The organism is Cryobacterium sp. MP_3.1, from assembly GCF_035984795.1.
Lineage (GTDB): Bacteria > Actinomycetota > Actinomycetes > Actinomycetales > Microbacteriaceae > Cryobacterium > Cryobacterium zongtaii.
The window spans coordinates 16,821-33,339 of the sequence record NZ_JAXCHV010000013.1 but is presented as its reverse complement, the minus strand read 5'-3'; the positions used below and the strand labels follow the sequence as shown (position 1 = coordinate 33,339).

Sequence of the window (16,519 nt, the reverse complement as noted above, 5' to 3'; positions counted from 1 at the left end):
CCACAGTCTGCGGCGTCGGTGCCCGTTGTCGGTCGTGACGTTTAGCATCGGAGTATGACCGGTTCGGATGCCGCTGCCACCCCGCGCGACCCCTTCGACGACCCCGCCCCGCTGGGACTGGACTCCCCACTGCGCCTCGTGCTGGCCGCGGGACCGGCCACCGTGCTTGCCAAGGCCTTCGGCATGGCCACGGTGGGCGACCTGCTCAGTCACTACCCGCGCCGCTACGCCCGGCGGGGCGAGCTCACGACGCTGGCCGAACTGCCCCTCGATGAAGCCGTCACGGTGCTGGCCGAGGTGATCTCGGTCACTGTTCAGGATTATGGCCGCGCGCAGCCGGGCAAGAAGGCTCTGCACCGTACCAAGGTGGTGATCTCCGACGGCCACGGGATGCTCCCGCTCACCTTCTTCAACAAGCCGTGGCTGATCAAGACCCTGCGACCAGGTATGCGCGGGATGTTCTCCGGCAAGGTCACGATCTTCAACAAGGCCCGCCAGCTCGCCCAGCCCGACTACCAGATCGTGCCCGGCAGCGACGACCCAATGGATGCCACGATTTCGCCGGCTGATGCGGCGGAGGCCCGGCTCTGGGGGCAGCGGCCCATCCCCATCTACCCGGCCACCGCGGCCATGACCAGTTGGCAGATCGCCAAGATCATCGTCGACGTGCTGGGGCAGCTCGGCCCCGTCGATGACCCGATCCCGGAGCAGATGCGCCTGGAGCGGTCCCTGCTCGGGCACCGCGACGCGCTCACCCTCATCCACCGCCCCGTCACCGACGAGGAATGGAACGCGGCCAGGGCCACGCTCCGCTTCACCGAGGCGTTCGTGCTGCAGTGCGTGCTGGTGCAGCAGCACACCGAGCACCGGGCCCTGCGGACCCGGTCGCGGCAGCCGGTCCCCGGCGGCTACCTCGAGCGGTTCGACAGGACGCTGCCGTTCGCCCTCACCGTCGACCAGGAGATCACCGGCGCCGAGATCCTGCGAGACATTGCCCTGACCGCCCCGATGAACCGGCTGGTGCAGGGCGAGGTCGGCTCCGGCAAGACCGTCGTGGCCCTGCGCGCCATGCTCGCGGTGGCGGATTCCGGCGGCCAGGCGGCGCTGCTGGCTCCCACCGAGGTGCTGGCCGGGCAACACCTGCGCTCGATAGCCCGCATCCTGGGCCCCGACCTCACCGCCGAACTGATGCCCACCCTGCTCACCGGGCAGCTCCCCGTCGCCGAACGGCGGAAGGCACTGCTGCGCACGGTGTCCGGCCAGGCCCGCATCGTGATCGGCACACACGCCCTGCTCAGTGACACCGTCGGGTTCTTCGACCTCGGCCTGGTCGTCATCGACGAACAGCACCGGTTCGGCGTCGACCAGCGCGAGGCCCTGCGACAGAAGGCCGAACTGCCGCCGCACGTTCTGGTGCTCACCGCCACGCCCATTCCGCGCACCATCGCGATGACGGTGTTCGGTGACCTCGACGTGAGCACCATCGCCATGCTCCCGTCCGGACGCCCGGGGATCGAGAGCTTCGTGGTGCCCCTCGACGAAAAACCGGCCTGGGTGGTGCGGGTGTGGCAGCGGGTGTCCGAGGAGCTCGCGCTCGGCCGCCAGTGCTTCGTGGTGTGCCCGGCAATCGCGCCGAAGAAGCTCGAACAGGGCGAGGAGATCGACTTCGACGCCACCCCGATGACCACGGTCGAAGAACTCAACGCCGAGCTGCACCGGCATCCGCTGCTGCGGGATGCCCGGATCGAACCGCTGCACGGCGCCATGACCGCCGACGAGAAGGACGAGACCATGCGGGCCTTCGCGGCCGGTGACATCCAGGTGCTCGTGGCCACCACCGTCATCGAGGTCGGCGTCGACGTGCCCAACGCCTCGGTGATGGTCGTGATGGATGCCCACCGCTTCGGCGTGTCCCAGCTGCACCAGTTGCGGGGCCGGGTGGGTCGCGGCGGCGTGCCCGGGCTGTGCCTGCTGGTGACGGCGGCGCCGACGGGGTCCCCGGCCCGGGACCGCATCGAGGCCGTCGCGAACACCCTGGACGGGTTTGTGCTGGCGCAGGTCGACCTCGAGCAACGGCAGGAGGGCGATGTGCTCGGCCGCTTCCAGTCCGGCGGCCAGTCGTCGCTGCGCCTGCTCCGCGTGGCGACCGACGGCGACATCATCGCCGACGCCAGGACCGCCGCCCGCGAACTGATCGGCGGGGACCCGGAGATGCGCACCATGCCGGCGTTGCGGGCGGCCGTGCGCCGCCGGCTCGACGACTCGGAACGCGCCGCGCTCTCCAAAGGCTGAACGGGTCACCGTCAGCGTCTGAACGTCTGGGAAATCCGGCCGGACCGGGCAGCGGGCGCTGCACGCTGGCGCTAGGGTGAACCGTATGCGCAGGATCGCCGTCGTACCTGGTTCATTCGACCCCGTCACACTGGGGCACCTCGATGTGATCCACCGAGCGGCGGGACTGTACGACGAGCTGCACGTTCTTGTGGTGCACAACCCGGCCAAGTCGGCGCTTCTGCCGATCACCCAGCGGGTCTCCCTCATCGAGCGGGCGATCGTCGAGGCCGAACTGCCGGGAAACATCATCGTCAGCTCCTGGAGCATGGGCCTGCTCGTCGACTACTGCGTCGACGTGGGCGCCAGTGTGCTGGTCAAGGGCATCCGCTCTCAGATCGACGTGGCCTACGAGACCCCGATGGCCATCGTGAACCGCAACCTCGCGGGAGTCGAAACCATCTTCATGCTGCCGGACCCCGCTCACGCCCACGTGTCCAGCTCGCTGGTGCGTCAGGTTGCCGCCCTCGGCGGTGACATCGCCCCGTATGTGCCGCCCGCCGTCGCGGCCTTCCTGAATCGACCGCTCGCATGAACGCATTTCCGGGACGTTGGGTCTCGGAGTCGGCCGTGGCCGGCACGACCACCGTCGGTGCGGCATCCCGCAGCGCCATCGACGGGGACGGTGAAGCCGAGGTGGCCCTCGCCGACGTGCAGGGAGCAGCCCTCGCGATCATGCGCAACGTCGAGTCCGTCATCGACGGCAAGCACTCGGCCGTGCAGATCGCCCTCACGGTGCTCCTGGCCGAGGGACACCTCCTCATCGAGGACGTGCCCGGAGTGGGCAAGACCATGCTCGCCAAAGCGCTCGCCAAGTCCGTGGACTGCAGCGTCAGCCGCATCCAGTTCACGCCGGACCTGCTGCCATCGGATGTGACGGGGGTGTCGATCTACAACCAGTCCGAGCGGCGGTTCGAGTTCAAGCCCGGTGCCATCTTCGCGAACATTGTGATCGGCGATGAGATCAACCGGGCCAGTCCCAAGACCCAATCCGCGCTGCTGGAGTGCATGGAGGAACGCCAGGTCACCGTCGACGGCCACAGCTATCCGCTGGCGCGGCCGTTCGCCGTCGTCGCCACCCAGAACCCCATCGAGATGGAGGGCACTTACGCCCTCCCCGAGGCCCAGCGCGACCGTTTCATGGCGCGCATCTCGATGGGATACCCGGACCCGGCCTCCGAACTCTCCATGCTCGACTCCCGGGACCTGACCAGCCCGCTGGCCAGGATCGACGCCGTGGTCACCGGCGCCCAGCTGCGGGGGATGATGTCGGCCGCCCGCAGCGTGTTCGCCTCCGGGGCGGTCAAGGAGTACGCCGTCGCCGTGGTGCGGGCCACCCGGGACGACCGGGACCTGCGGTTGGGGGCGAGTCCGCGGGCTACCCTGCAGCTGATCAGGGCCGCGAAGGCCCAGGCGGCTCTGCACGGCAGGGAGTATGTGCTTCCAGACGACATCGACTCGCTCGCCGTCGCCGTGCTCGGGCATCGTTTGGTGCCCACCACCCGGGCACTGGGCCATCGATCGCAGGACAGCGCCCTGCTCATCGAGGAGACGATCAGGCGCATCCTCGCGGCCACGCCCGTGCCGACGGGGTCGCAGGGCCGCCTGTAGCGGGCGGCACACCGGCGGAGTCATCATGGGCCATAGATGCAGGTGGACGTGACGCAGATGAGCAAGACGCAGATGGGCATGACCCGGACGGACCTGACCGGGCGACGCGGCCGGGCCCGCCGACTGGTTCGCCCCACCGTGCGCGGGGCCGTTTTCCTGGGCGTCGGGGCGGTGCTGTTCGCGGTCGCCTGGGCCTACGACGAACGCGACCTCCTGTTCGTGGCCGGGGTGCTGCTTCTGGTCCCGACAGTGGCCCTCGGCTTCGTCCTCGTCCATCCGGTGCGCGTGTCCGTCACCCGCACGTTCAGGCCCGGCACCGTGACAGCGGGGTCCAGCGCCACCGTGACGATCCAGATCCGCAATCTCGCCCCCACGCCCCTCCTCGGCCTGCGCTGGCGCGACACGGCGGTCAGGGGCGTCACCGTGCCGCCGAGCCAGCCGCTGCGGTCCCTCGCACCGGCGCGGGCCGGGCGCTCGAGCGCCGCAGACACCGCGGTGGTGAGCTATCAGCTGCATCCATCCCGGCGGGGGGTGTATCCGATCGGACCGCTGATGCTCGGCCGGTCGGACCCCTTCGGACTCGCCTACAGCGAGTGGCCGATCGGCGCACCGCATGATTTGACCGTGACGCCCAGGGTCACCTCGCTGCCGGGCAACGGTGTGTCGATCACCAGGGGCGAGGGCTCCCGACATGAGCGTGTCCGGCATCTCAACAACGACTCGGACGAATTGATCGCCAGGGAGTACCGGCCGGGGGACCCGATGCGCAGGGTCAACTGGCCGGCGACCGCCCGGCACGGCGAGATCATGGTCCGGCAGGAGGAACAACGCAGCCATCCCGAAGCGCGCGTCATCCTCGACACCACCCGCGGTGGGCGGGGCGCCGACCGCGGGCACGACGCCGAATTCGAGCTGGCCGTCGAGTTGGCCGCGTCCGTCGCCGTCCATCTGCTCGAGGGCGGGTTCAGGCTCGATGTGGTGGAGCTCGGCCCCTGCCAGCTCCTCCCCGTGCGGCCAGTGGCGGGAGACTCCAGGGTTCCTCACGATCCGGACAACGGCCGGCGAGGCGGCCTGCGCGGCGACGACCCGGCCTCGTTCACCGGTCCGGAAGGCGTGCCCGCGCTGGTCGATGCCCTGGCGATCGTCGTCCGACGTGACCGCGCGACCCACGCCGCGATCGATGACGGCGTCGGCCACCGGCCGGCAGCGACTCTGGGCCGTCAGGTCCCGTCCTTCGCGGTTCTCGTCGATATCGGCCCCGCCGACACGCGTGACCTGGTCGCCTTGCGCGGCCTCTGCCAGCCCGCCGTCGCGTTCGTGTTCGACACCATGAGCGCCGACTCCATCGAACGCCTGAGCGAGGCCGGCTGGCAGTGCGCGCTGGTGGATACGTCAGCACCGGTCGCGGCTGCGTGGGCGCAGGCCGGGCAGGACACGGCGGCGACGCGATGACCAGGACTGAAATCGTGCGCTGGCCGCTCACCCTGGCGCTGCTGGTGCTGCTGATGACCGGATGCACCGCCCTGGGCGCCGTCCTGGCCGGATCGTCGTGGTGGTTGGTGCTGTTGATCGTGGCGAGCGCCGTGCTCGTCGGTTCGGCAGGGCTGCGTCGGGTGGGGGTGCACAGTGTGGTCGTGCCGCTGCTGGCGACGGGTGGGCTCATCGTGCTACTCACACTGTTCTTCGGTGGCGGGACCGGGCTGCTCTGGCTGGTTCCCACCGGCGATACCGTCGCCCGCTTCACCGAACTGGCCACTGACGGGGTGCGCTCCATTCAGACGCAGGGCACTCCGGCCCAGGTGCTGGACGGCATCCTGTTCCTCCTGGCCGTGGGAGTGGGCCTGTTGGCGATCCTGATGGACATCCTCGCGATCGGTCTGGGCCGGCCCGCGTTGGCCGGGATCCCGGCCCTGGTCCCCGTTGCGGTACCCGGTTTTGTGGTGTCCACCGGTGCGGACTGGGTCGCCCTCGTCGCGACAGCCGCCGCGTATCTGCTCCTCCTGCGCATCGACGTGCATCTGCGGGGGATGCGGGTCAACCGGCAGGCCGGCGGGCGCGGAACAGGGATCACGGGTGCGACCGGGGCCGTGCGCGGAGCCGTCGCCATCGTCGCCATCGGCATCGTCGGCTCCCTGATCTTCAGCCTGTCGGCGCCCGTCATCTCCGGCGGAGCCTTCGGCTCGCGGTCCGACAGTGCGCTCTTCGGGGCCGGAGTCAGCCAGATGATCGAACTCGGTCAGGACCTGCGCAGGCCCAAGGCCGGTCCCGCGCTGCACTACCGCACAACGGCCGTCGAGCAGCCGTACCTCGCGCTGCTCACCCTCGATGACATCAAGGGCACCACGTGGCTGCCGAGGGCCGTCGAGGTCGATGAGGACCTGACCGTCGACTCCATCGCGAATCCGCCGGGGCTCTCCCAACGGGTGGCCAGGACCGAGGCCAGCACCATCATCGACATCGATGGGGTCCGCACCGACATGCTGCCGGTCCCCGTGCCCGCAACCAGCGTCGATGGGCTCACCGGTGACTGGTTCTGGAACAACGACACCCGAGCCATTTCGAGCACCGACAGCACGACCGTCGGCCAGCGCTACTCGGTGACGTCCCTCGAGCTGCAGCCCACCAGGGAACAACTTCGTGAGTCCGGCACCCGGTACCCCGTCAACATCGAGCCGAGCCTGTTCCTGCCGATGGGAACGCCCGGGATCATCGGTGACACCGCCCGCATCGTCAGTGCGGGCACGGAGTCGAACTACGACGCCGCGGTGGCCATCCAGGATTACCTGCGCGGAAGTGAATTCACCTACGACACCGAGGCTCCGGTCGATGAGGGCTACGACGGCGGCGGGGCGGATGTCATCGCCACGTTCCTCGACGTGAAACGCGGCTACTGTGTGCACTTCGCCTCGGCGATGGCTCTGATGTCCCGCAGTCTGGGCATTCCGTCCCGGATCGTGCTGGGGTACCTCCCCGGCACCCGCACGGCCACGGCCGTCGACGGCATCAACCGGTACAACGTGGACTCACACGACCTGCACTCCTGGCCGGAGCTCTACTTCGTCGGGGTCGGCTGGGTGCCTTTCGAACCGACCCCTGGGCGGGGCACGGTTCCGGACTACGCCGCGCCGGAAAGCTCGACGGCGTCCGGTGCGCCGTCCGCGGGTGAGGCGCCGTCGGTCGTGCCGCGGGCCAACGACAACCCCGGGTTCGAGGGCGGCCCCGTGGACACTCTGGCGGCCGAGGAGGATGAGCTGCCCAGCATTCTCGCCCGGATCGGGCTCGTGGCGACGGGTGTCCTGCTGCTCCTGCTCGCCCCCGGCGTGTTCCGCCTGGCCCGGCGGCGACGGCGGCGGCGCCTTCTGGCTGCGGATCGGGCCGGCGCGGTGCTGGCCTGGCGTGAGCTGTCCGACACCGCGGTGGATCACGGGTTGGAGGTCTACGACACCCTCACCGCACGGGAGCTGGCCGACAGCATCCGGGACAGGCCCGGTGTGCGCGACAGTCCCCGGGCCCGCGAGGCGCTCGAGCGGATGCTGGTGGCCACCGAACAGGCGTATTACGCCCGCCGGGACGGGTCGGCAACGAACCCGGGGGCCGGGTTGCTGGCCGATCTTGATGTCGTCGTTCACGCCGTGCGGCACGGTTCCCGGGCCATCCAGCGGGCCAGGGCCCTGGTGTTCCCGATGTCGCTGACCTCGTCGGCGCTGCGCCGGATGGGCCTGGCCTCCGGCACGCCCGGGGGCGCGTAGAATTTTCCCTTGTGATCAAGTTCAAGAAGACCCCGTACAAGGTTGACGTTCGCGACGTCATCAACCGCCCGGGAACGATGTACGAGCGCAACATCGACATCGTCGTTCCCAACGACCTCGGTGAAGCGCTCGTTGCCGTGAAAGCCGGCTCCACCCTCGAGGCAGATCTGCGTCTGGAATGCATCCACGAGGGCATCCTGGTGACCGCCGATGTCACCGGAAAAGCCGCCGGCGAGTGCGGAAGATGCCTGATTGACATCGAATTGCCTGTCCGAGTTCATTTTGTTGAACTTTTCGCGTACGCTCTTGATGAAGCTTATGAGTGTGCGGTTCAAGATGACCACGTGGATCTTGAACCTCTCATCAGGGATGCAGTGGTGTTGTCACTGCCGTTCCAGCCGGTTTGCCGGCGGGATTGCCCAGGTCTCGACCCAGAGACCGGGGAGCGGCGTGCCACTTCCCCTGAACTCGAACCGAGTGAAGTGCAGGATCCGAGATGGTCCGCACTATTGGAATTCCAAGCTTCCGAAAGCATCAGCACGGATGAGCACATCCATGCTGTACCGGATAGAGAAGAGAAGTAGTCATGGCAGTCCCGAAGCGCAAGCAATCACGCTCCAACACCCGCTCACGCCGTTCCTGCTGGAAGGCCGAAGCCCCCACCCTGGTGAAGACCATGGAAAACGGCAAGGTTGTCTACAGCCTCCCGCACCGCGCGAAGGTCGTCACGGACGCCGCCGGCACCGCACTCTTCATGGAGTACAAGGGCCGTAAGGTCGCTGACGTCTAGTCAGAGCTTCAACCAAGGGGTGGTGCGCAACCGTGTCAGGTTCTGACGCAAATCCCGGAACAGATGCTCCTGCAGCGGTCTCTGCTGCAGGAGTTTCTGCTGCCCGGGGACAGACAGCGGCGCCGGAGAATCCGATGGCTGCCCTGCAGGAGATCCTTGGTGTGCAGGTCGACGCCGGTCTACTCGAACTCGCGTTGACACACCGCTCATACGCGTACGAGAACGGTGGCCTGCCCACGAACGAACGCCTGGAATTTCTGGGCGACTCGATTCTGGGCCAGGCGGTGACCGTGATGCTGTACCGCGATTACCCGCAGCTGCCGGAGGGCGACCTCGCCAAGCGCCGGGCCAGCCTGGTGTCAACGGCCGCCCTGTCCGAAATCGCCCGCGGTATCGGCCTGGGTCGTTTTGTGCGACTCGGACGTGGGGAAACCCTCACCGGTGGCCGCGACAAGTCGTCGATCCTGGCCGACACCGTCGAGGCGCTCATCGGCGCGGTCTACCTCGACACCGGCGTGGACTCCGCGACGCGTTTTGTCATGCGGCTGTTGCAGCCCATGCTGGCGGACCCCGGCCACTTCGGAATCTCGATGGACCCCAAGACCAGCCTGCAGGAAGCCGCCGCGCGGTTGGGAGCCGGAGCTCCGGTGTACACCGTCGCCGAAAGCGGACCGGACCACTCCAAGGTCTTCGTCGCCACCGTGAGCGTCGGCACCGCTGTGACGGCCACCGGCGAGGGCACCAGCAAGAAGCATGCCGAGATGGCGGCGGCGCTGGAGGCGTGGACCCGCCTGCGTGCCGTGCGCCGCTGACACGTGCCTGAACTCCCCGAAGTCGAGGTCGTGCGGACCGGCCTGGAAACCGCCGTGTCCGGCGCCGCGATCACGGGTGTCGAGATCTTCGACGAGAGGTCCCTGCGTCGCCACGACCGCTCGCTCGGCGACTTCGAAGCGCTCGTGACCGGCGCCCGGATCGAGGCCGCCGTGCGCCGGGGCAAGTTCCTCTGGTTCCCGCTGGCCGTCGCACCGGGGGAGCCGCCCGGGCAGGCGCCGGGGTCGGGCGGGCGCCGGGCCATCGTCGCCCACCTCGGGATGAGCGGACAGGTTTTGTTGCGTACCCCGGGTGAGACCCCGGAAAAGCTGCTGCGCATCCGCCTGACCCTGCAGAACCCCGAACATGGTGAATTGGCCCTGCACTTCGTGGACCAGCGCATCTTCGGCAGCATGGCCGTCGACACGATGCAGGCCACCGACGACGGCCGCCCAGCCGGTTACGCCGGGCCCGGCATGGCCCCGGGCCGGCTCAGCACCGGCACCGCGGATGCCCTCCCGGCCTGGTCCGGCCTCATCCCCAGCCAGGTGGCGCACATCGGCCGGGACCCGCTCGACCCGGCGTTCTCCGCCCCGGCCTTCTACCGAGCGCTGGCCCGCAGCAGGTCAGGCATCAAACGGGTGTTGCTCGACCAGAAGGTCGTCAGCGGGATCGGCAACATCTATGCGGACGAGGCACTCTTCGACGCCCGGGTGCACTTCGACCAGCCGGCCGCGTCGCTGTCCGCGGCGAGCGCCCGCCGGCTCCTCACCGCCGTCCGCGCGATTCTGCTGCGGGCGTTGGCCGAGGGCGGCACCAGCTTCGACGCCCAGTATGTGAACGTCAACGGCCAGTCCGGCTACTTCGCACACAGCCTCAACGCCTACGGGCAACACGGCAAGCCCTGCCGCCGCTGCGGCACCGACCTCGTGCGGGTCAAATTCATGAACCGCTCGTCGCACTATTGCCCGCGCTGTCAGCGGCTGCGCTGACCTTCCGCCAGGCACCCTCGTAGCCCATCGGAACGAAACCGAGCGCCTCGTTGACGTCGAGCATGTAGCGGTTCTCCTCGGCGTTGAACGTGGTCACCGCCGGATGCCGGGGATGTTCACGGGCCAGGCTCTGCAGATTGGCCAGTTTCATGAGCATGCCGAGCCGGTGTCCGCGGTGCTCCCGAAGCACCAGCGTGTCCTCCTGGGTCACGGCCCGGCTGGTGTCGCCGGGCACCGACAGCTCGGTGAAACCGGCTAGGCGACCGCTGGGCCGGTGTAGGGCAGCGGTCACCAGCGTCCGGCCGGGGCCTGCCGCGTACGCGTCCTGTTCGTTGCGTAGCCGTTCCACGCTCCACACGTCTTCAGGCTCTTCCAGACCCGCCGTCGGGGCATCCGTCGACATGCGGGTGTACAGCAGGGCGATGTCCTCGAGCCAGCGCTCCGGGGTGCGCCCGGTCCAGGACAGCACGGCATAGTCCTCGCCGGCGCGGGCCGCCGCCTCGGTGAGCTTCCGAGCGAGGACGGCGGGGTCCACCGGCAGTTGCAGCCGGCTGCCGCGTTCCACCTGCTCGAGCCGGTACCCCCTGTGCAGCAGGAAACGCACCTCGGGGTTGGCCAGCGGCACCGATCCGAAACCCGTGGGCGGGACGAGGCGTTCGCCGGGGCCGGGCGGTGAAACCGCGTAGACCACCTGGCTGCTGCGCTGTTCGGTGGCGGCCAGGGTCTCCAGGACGTCCAACAGTGCGGTGCCGATGCCCCGGCCCCGCCATTCGGGCAGGACCTCGACGGTGAACCAGGCGAACTCCGACGACGGGTCCGCCTGCGTCTCGTAGGCGGCCCGGCCCACGATCGCCCCCGCGACGCGGGCGACGAACATCCGACGAGGAGAGTGCTTGGGGGTGAGGTAGCCCGGCAGTAGTTCCTCCGCCGACTGGGCCAGCTCACCGGTGCCGTACGCGTGGGCCTCGACTCGGTTGCGCACGTCGACGGCCGCGACGAACTCCGGCCAGCCCGTTGCGCCGGGCGCCGCCGGAATGCTCAATTCATCGATGCCCAACGAACGACTCTCCATGTCCGCAGAGCCTAGACCCGGTGTCGCGGAACCGACACACTCCCTGGGGATCTCGAGGCGGTCAGATCCCAGTAAACGAGCGGCAGTCCGGTACCGTGGACTGAGTCAGACACTTAAGCGGGAAGGACGACCGGGTTGTACCTGAAGAGCCTCACCCTCAAAGGTTTCAAGTCCTTCGCGCAGTCGACGACCTTCGCGTTCGAACCCGGCGTCACCTGCGTCGTGGGTCCCAACGGCTCCGGCAAGTCCAACGTCGTCGACGCCCTGGCCTGGGTGATGGGCGAGCAGGGGGTGAAGACGCTCCGCGGCGGCAAGATGGAGGACGTCATCTTCGCCGGCACCTCCACCAGGGGACCGCTCGGCCGCGCCGAGGTGATCCTGTCGATCGACAACAGCGACGGGGCGTTGCCCATCGAATACGCCGAGGTGACCATCTCGCGCACCCTGTTCCGCAACGGCGGCAGCGAGTACGCCATCAACGGCCGCACCTGCCGGCTGCTCGACGTGCAGGAGCTGCTCAGCGACTCCGGTCTCGGCCGGGAGATGCACGTCATCGTCGGCCAGGGCCAGCTGGATGCCGTGCTGCGCGCCAGCCCGGAGGAACGCCGCGGTTTCATCGAGGAAGCCGCCGGGATCCTCAAGCACCGTCGCCGCAAGGAAAAGACCGTGCGCAAGCTCGAGGCCATGCAGACCAACCTCACCAGGCTCAGCGACCTCGCCGGGGAGATCCGCCGGCAGCTCAAGCCGCTCGGCCAACAGGCTCAGGTGGCCAGGCAGGCCCAGCAGATCGCCGCCACCGTGCGGGACGCGCGGGCGCGGCTGCTCGCCGATGATGTGATCGTGCTGCGCAGGGCCCTGGACGCCCACGGCCGCACCGAAAGCGAACGGCACTCCGAACGCCTGGTGGTCCAGGAACAGCTCGACCACAACCAGGTGCGGGTGCGCCGGCTGGAGGACGCGCAGGTCGGCGATGCCGTGGACATCGCCCGGCGCACGGCGTTCGCCCTTGAATCCGCCCAGGAACGGCTGCGCGGGCTGTACACCCTCGCCAACCAGCGGCTCGCGCTGCTGGGCAGCCAGGCTGAACCTGTCGAACGGGCCTCGAGCGTCACCCCGCAGCGGGTCGAGGATGCCGCGGCGGAAGTGGACCGTCTGCGGGCGGGCATCGCGACGGCCGAGGACGCCTGGGCCAGGGCACGCACCACGACGGCCTCGGTGCGCCGCGACCTGGACGCCGTCGACGACGAGATCGCGGCACAGTCCGCCCTCGTCTCCCGTCATGACCTCGAGGTGTCCCAGCTCGCCGGTGAGTCCGACACCGCGGCGTCCCGATTGGCCGCCGTCCGCGGGGAGGTGCTGCGCCAGCAGGATGCCCTCGACTCCGCCCGCGATCGACTCGCCGCATCCCGCCAGCAGCTGGCCGACCTCGACGAGGACGCCGACGACGCGGCGAACGATGTCGACCTCGACGAGGTCGTGGACCTCGCCCAGGCCGAGGTGTCGCAGGCAGAGGCCGAGATCGAGCGGCTCCGCGAGCTCCTGCACGGTCAGGAGCGGGAGCGGGATGCGCTGGCGGCCCGCACGAGCGCCCTCACCCTGGCACTCGGCCAGAAAGACGGTTCCTCGGCCCTCCTCGAAGCCGACCTGGCCGGCATCCGCGGTCTGGTCGCCGAGGTCATGAGCGTGCGCCCCGGTTTCGAGCGCGCCATCGCGGCGGCGCTCGGCTCCCTCGCCGATGCCGTGGCCGCCGACGACCGGGATGCCGCCGTCGCCGCTGTCGGACACGCAGACGCACTGCACCTCGGCCGGGTGGAACTGGTGCTCGCCGGGGCCGCCGACGCCGGGTCCGCCGGGTCCACAGCTCGGCCGGACCTCGCCGGCCTGCCGGGAGTCGTGGCCGCGCACACCGTCGTCGACGCACCTCCCGGCGTGCTCGGGCTACTCGAGGGCACCCTCATCGTCGACGATCTGACCGCCGCCGTCGCGGCATCCGATGCCCTGGCCTCGTCCGGGCACGCATCGACGGCCACCATCATCACCCGCGCGGGGGATGTGCTCACCGCCCACGCGTTGCGCGGCGGCTCCGGTGCCGCCCCCAGCAAACTGGAACTCGTCACCGAACGTGACGCGGCCGCGCACCGACTGGCCGAGGTGACGAGCCTGATCGGCATCGTCTCCGGCGATCTCGGCGAACAGCGCACCCTCCTGGCCGGCGCTCGGGACCGGTCCAGGTCGGCCCAGGCCCGTCTCCGCGAGCACAACACCCTGGCGGCCGCCCGCGCGGACCGGCGCAACCGACTGACCGTGCAGGTCGACGCCGCGGCCGCGGATTTCGACAGGCTGTCGGCCGCGGCCGAGCTCGCCTCCTCAGGTGTCGCCGAGGCCGAGAGCGCCGCCAGGAAGGCCGCCGCCGCTCTGGACATCAGACGCTCCACGCCGCGGCCCATCCTCGACGTCACCGCCCGCGACGCCCTGTACGCAGAACTCGAGCGGGCCAGGGAGACCGAGATCGAGTCGCGTCTGCAGGTGGATACCGCCAAGGAGCGCCTGCGTGGCGGCCAGGCCCGCGTTCTCTCCCTGACCCGGCAACTCGAATCAGACCGGGCCGAGGCGGACGCCGCCGCCCGCCGGGCCGTTCTCCGCCGCCGGCAGGTGGATGCGGCATCCGCCGTTGCCGACGCGCTGCCGCCGGTGCTCGCGTCGGTCGACGGCGCCGTGGCCCAGGCGCGGCAGCGGCTGGTCGCCGCCGAGGCCGAACGGACCAGCCAGAACGACGAGCTGAGCACCCTCCGTCGGGCCGAGAGCGAACTGCGCAGTCGGTTGCAGGCCATCACGGAAAACGTGCACGGCCTCGAACTGGCGATCTACGAGAAAAAACTGCAGCTGTCGGCGTTTCTCGAGCGCGCCGCCAGCGAACTGGGCCTGGTGGAGGACGTCCTCGTCGGCGAATACGGCCCGGACCAGCTCGTTCCCGCCGACGGCGAGGCCTCATCGGCCACGCCGTACGACCGGGAGGAGCAGCGGGCGCGCCTGGCGGCCGCCGAACGCAAGTATGCGCGTCTGGGGCGGATCAACCCGCTCGCGCTCGAGGAATTCGCGGCGCTGGAACAACGCCACCTGTTCCTCACCGAGCAGCTCACCGACCTCACCACCACCCGGGCCGATCTGATGACCATCATCGAGGACATCGATGTGAAGATGGGGACCATTTTCGCCAGCGCTTTCGAAGACACCCAGGCGGCCTTCGCCGAGGTGTTCCCGGTGCTGTTCCCCGGTGGCAGCGGCAGCATCCAGCTCACCGACCCCGCGAACATGCTCAGCACCGGGATCGAGGTGTCGGTGAAGCCCGCGGGCAAGAAGATCGAGCGCCTGTCGCTGCTCTCCGGCGGCGAACGGTCGCTGGCCGCTGTGGCCCTGCTCATCGCGATCTTCAAGGCCAGGCCGAGCCCGTTCTACATCATGGACGAGGTCGAGGCCGCGCTGGACGACGCGAACCTGGGCCGGCTGCTGACCATCTTCGAGGATCTGCGGGCCACCAGCCAGCTCATCGTCATCACCCACCAGAAGCGCACCATGGAAATCGCGGATGCGCTGTACGGCGTCTCGATGCGGCAGGACGGAGTGTCCGCTGTGGTCGGCCAGCGCATCGTGCGTGAGACGGAACAGGCGTCCTGAGCCACGTCTCGTGTCCCTACGTCTCGGCTAGGCCGGCAGCGGCCGGTTGCTGCGGAACAGGTTCTCCGGGTCGACCCTCGCCTTGATCCCGGCCAGGCGGCGCAGTTCCTCCGGCGTGAACGCCACGCCCAGATCCTGGCCGGCCGCGAGCATCGTCGGCACGATGCGGGGCACACCCACGGCATGCACGGTGTCCTCCAGCGGTTGGAACACCAGATGGCGGTCGGCGGCGGCCGGAACCGGCGCGCCCGGCGGCAGGATCGCCGCCGCGAAGAGCATGAACCCGGCGTCGAGGTGGCCGACGACTCCGTCGGCGCTGACCGTCGGGTCGCCGATCAACCCGCCCAGCGGCCGCAGCTGCAGCAGGGACAGTCCGGCGTAGCTCGCGGTGTGGAAGGCCTCGACGAGGCTCGCGATGGTGGCGGTGTCCAGGTCGCTGACGGTCCTGGACCAGTCCAGCGTCGCCGAGGGCTCCTGCGGTTCACCGGACACCTCGCCCAGCTGGCCGATCGAGAACGGCCGGCACAGGTTGGCGATGACCGGAGCGATCGACACGAGCGGTGCGAGCAGGGCGCTCCCCGCCGCTTCCGACCCCACAAAAACCGCATCGACCTGGGTGAAGCTCCGCCCGCGCAGAAGCTCGGGCACCTGCTCGACGTCGGGCAGGTTGATCAGGCCCAGGAACAGGCTCAGTTCCGGCGGCGCATCCAGCAGGATGTCGGCCGCGGCTCCGAAGACCACCTCGGCCGATTCGGCGGGAAACAGGATCTTGCCGCCGAAGAGGTCGGCCGCCGGGTACAGCTCGATCTCCAGGGCGGTCACCACGCCGAAAAGCCCGCCGGCGCCTCGCAGGCCCCAGAGCAGATCCGGGTCGCTGTCCTTGGTGACGCGGCGCAGCACCCCGGTGGCGTCGATCAGCTCGACGGCTCGAATCGAGTGCGCGGCCAGGCCCTGCCACCGGCTGAACCAGGAGTGCCCACCGGAGAGCAGGTACCCCGTGACGCTGACGTCGGGGTTGGTGCCGGCCAGGGCGATCAGTCCGGTGCCGTCGAGACGGTTGAGCAGGGTTCCCCAGGGCACGCCGGCGCCGACGCGGGCGAACCGGCCGACGACATTCACGGTGACCTCGTCGAAGGCACTGGTGCGCACGAGGATCTGGCCGGCGAGGTCGGCGGCGGCGCCATGCCCCCGCGGCTGCACGGTCACTCCCAGGCCGGCCTCCCTGGCCGCGACGATGACCTGCCTGAGGTCCCGCACAGAGCGCGGCCGCACGACGGCGCTCGGCTGCTGGTCGACGGCGAGGTTCCACGGGGCGCGGACGTCGTCCCAGCCTGGATCGCCGGGCAGCACCAGAGCACCTTCGAGGATTCCGCTGAGGGCGCTGAGGGCCGGATGCGCGCCGGACGCCGGCGGTTGAGTCGGCGGTTGCATGGGCTGTGGTGTGGTGCTCATGGGCGTCCTTTCGACGGGCGATGCTTTCACCGACGCA

The 16,519-nt window shown here is 69.6% G+C and carries 12 protein-coding genes; 10 read left to right on the top strand and 2 right to left on the bottom strand.

Annotated features, from left to right (window positions below):
* The first annotated feature begins 54 nt into the window (after nucleotides 1-54).
* The 9 genes from RCH12_RS10240 (at nucleotide 55) to mutM (ending at nucleotide 10,283) form a co-directional block, all read left to right on the top strand.
* A complete protein-coding gene (locus RCH12_RS10240) occupies nucleotides 55-2,292 on the top strand; it encodes an ATP-dependent DNA helicase RecG (RefSeq protein ID WP_103432081.1) in 2,238 nt (745 codons plus the stop codon).
* An 85-nt stretch (nucleotides 2,293-2,377) separates the two neighbouring features.
* Nucleotides 2,378-2,866, top strand: coding sequence for a pantetheine-phosphate adenylyltransferase (coaD, locus tag RCH12_RS10235; RefSeq protein ID WP_103432080.1), 489 nt, complete (start codon nucleotides 2,378-2,380; stop codon nucleotides 2,864-2,866).
* A 140-nt stretch (nucleotides 2,867-3,006) separates the two neighbouring features.
* Nucleotides 3,007-3,942 (top strand): AAA family ATPase, encoded by a 936-nt coding sequence (locus tag RCH12_RS10230; RefSeq protein WP_243399249.1) that lies wholly within the window; start codon nucleotides 3,007-3,009, stop codon nucleotides 3,940-3,942.
* A gap of 57 nt (nucleotides 3,943-3,999) precedes the next feature.
* Nucleotides 4,000-5,394 carry a DUF58 domain-containing protein gene (locus RCH12_RS10225; RefSeq protein WP_165789116.1) on the top strand — a complete coding sequence of 465 codons (1,395 nt, stop codon included), beginning with the start codon at nucleotides 4,000-4,002 and terminating at the stop codon, nucleotides 5,392-5,394.
* The gene (locus tag RCH12_RS10220; RefSeq protein ID WP_327016792.1) at nucleotides 5,391-7,691 is read left to right on the top strand and encodes a transglutaminase family protein; all 2,301 of its coding nucleotides are present in this window, start codon (nucleotides 5,391-5,393) and stop codon (nucleotides 7,689-7,691) included. Before RCH12_RS10225 ends, RCH12_RS10220 begins: the two co-directional genes overlap by 4 nt.
* 11 nt (nucleotides 7,692-7,702) lie before the next feature.
* A complete protein-coding gene (locus RCH12_RS10215; protein ID WP_327016791.1) occupies nucleotides 7,703-8,275 on the top strand; it encodes a YceD family protein in 573 nt (190 codons plus the stop codon).
* Nucleotides 8,276-8,277: 2 nt separating this feature from the next.
* A complete protein-coding gene (gene rpmF, locus RCH12_RS10210) occupies nucleotides 8,278-8,481 on the top strand; it encodes a 50S ribosomal protein L32 (RefSeq protein WP_066596228.1) in 204 nt (67 codons plus the stop codon).
* A 134-nt stretch (nucleotides 8,482-8,615) separates the two neighbouring features.
* Entirely contained in the window at nucleotides 8,616-9,293 is a 678-nt protein-coding gene (gene rnc, locus RCH12_RS10205; protein WP_327016790.1) for a ribonuclease III, read from the top strand.
* A 3-nt stretch (nucleotides 9,294-9,296) separates the two neighbouring features.
* Nucleotides 9,297-10,283: a bifunctional DNA-formamidopyrimidine glycosylase/DNA-(apurinic or apyrimidinic site) lyase gene (mutM, locus tag RCH12_RS10200; RefSeq protein WP_327016789.1), complete on the top strand. Its 987-nt coding sequence runs from the start codon at nucleotides 9,297-9,299 to the stop codon at nucleotides 10,281-10,283.
* Here mutM and RCH12_RS10195 read toward each other — a convergent pair.
* On the bottom strand, nucleotides 10,234-11,355 hold the full coding sequence (locus RCH12_RS10195; protein ID WP_327016788.1) for a GNAT family N-acetyltransferase: 1,122 nt from the start codon (nucleotides 11,353-11,355) through the stop codon (nucleotides 10,234-10,236). The two genes, mutM and RCH12_RS10195, sit on opposite strands and share 50 nt — an antisense overlap.
* A 135-nt stretch (nucleotides 11,356-11,490) precedes the next feature.
* Here RCH12_RS10195 and smc point away from each other — a divergent pair, with 135 nt between their 5' ends.
* A complete protein-coding gene (gene smc, locus RCH12_RS10190; protein WP_327016787.1) occupies nucleotides 11,491-15,030 on the top strand; it encodes a chromosome segregation protein SMC in 3,540 nt (1,179 codons plus the stop codon).
* 27 nt (nucleotides 15,031-15,057) lie between these two features.
* Here the strand turns inward: smc and RCH12_RS10185 are convergent, their stop codons facing one another.
* Entirely contained in the window at nucleotides 15,058-16,482 is a 1,425-nt protein-coding gene (locus RCH12_RS10185; protein ID WP_327016786.1) for an FAD-dependent oxidoreductase, read from the bottom strand.
* Between the last annotated feature and the right edge of the window lie 37 nt (nucleotides 16,483-16,519).

What these genes read in the sequence shown, in the direction of transcription:
- RCH12_RS10240 (WP_103432081.1), top strand. Translation starts at nt 55, where the DNA reads ATGACCGGTTCGGATGCCGCTGCCACCCCGCGCGACCCCTTCGACGAC.
- coaD (WP_103432080.1), top strand. Translation starts at nt 2,378, where the DNA reads ATGCGCAGGATCGCCGTCGTACCTGGTTCATTCGACCCCGTCACACTG.
- RCH12_RS10230 (WP_243399249.1), top strand. Translation starts at nt 3,007, where the DNA reads ATGCGCAACGTCGAGTCCGTCATCGACGGCAAGCACTCGGCCGTGCAG.
- RCH12_RS10225 (WP_165789116.1), top strand. Translation starts at nt 4,000, where the DNA reads ATGAGCAAGACGCAGATGGGCATGACCCGGACGGACCTGACCGGGCGA.
- RCH12_RS10220 (WP_327016792.1), top strand. Translation starts at nt 5,391, where the DNA reads ATGACCAGGACTGAAATCGTGCGCTGGCCGCTCACCCTGGCGCTGCTG.
- rpmF (WP_066596228.1), top strand. Translation starts at nt 8,278, where the DNA reads ATGGCAGTCCCGAAGCGCAAGCAATCACGCTCCAACACCCGCTCACGC.
- rnc (WP_327016790.1), top strand. Translation starts at nt 8,616, where the DNA reads ATGGCTGCCCTGCAGGAGATCCTTGGTGTGCAGGTCGACGCCGGTCTA.
- RCH12_RS10195 (WP_327016788.1), bottom strand. Translation starts at nt 11,355, where the DNA reads ATGGAGAGTCGTTCGTTGGGCATCGATGAATTGAGCATTCCGGCGGCG.
- RCH12_RS10185 (WP_327016786.1), bottom strand. Translation starts at nt 16,482, where the DNA reads ATGAGCACCACACCACAGCCCATGCAACCGCCGACTCAACCGCCGGCG.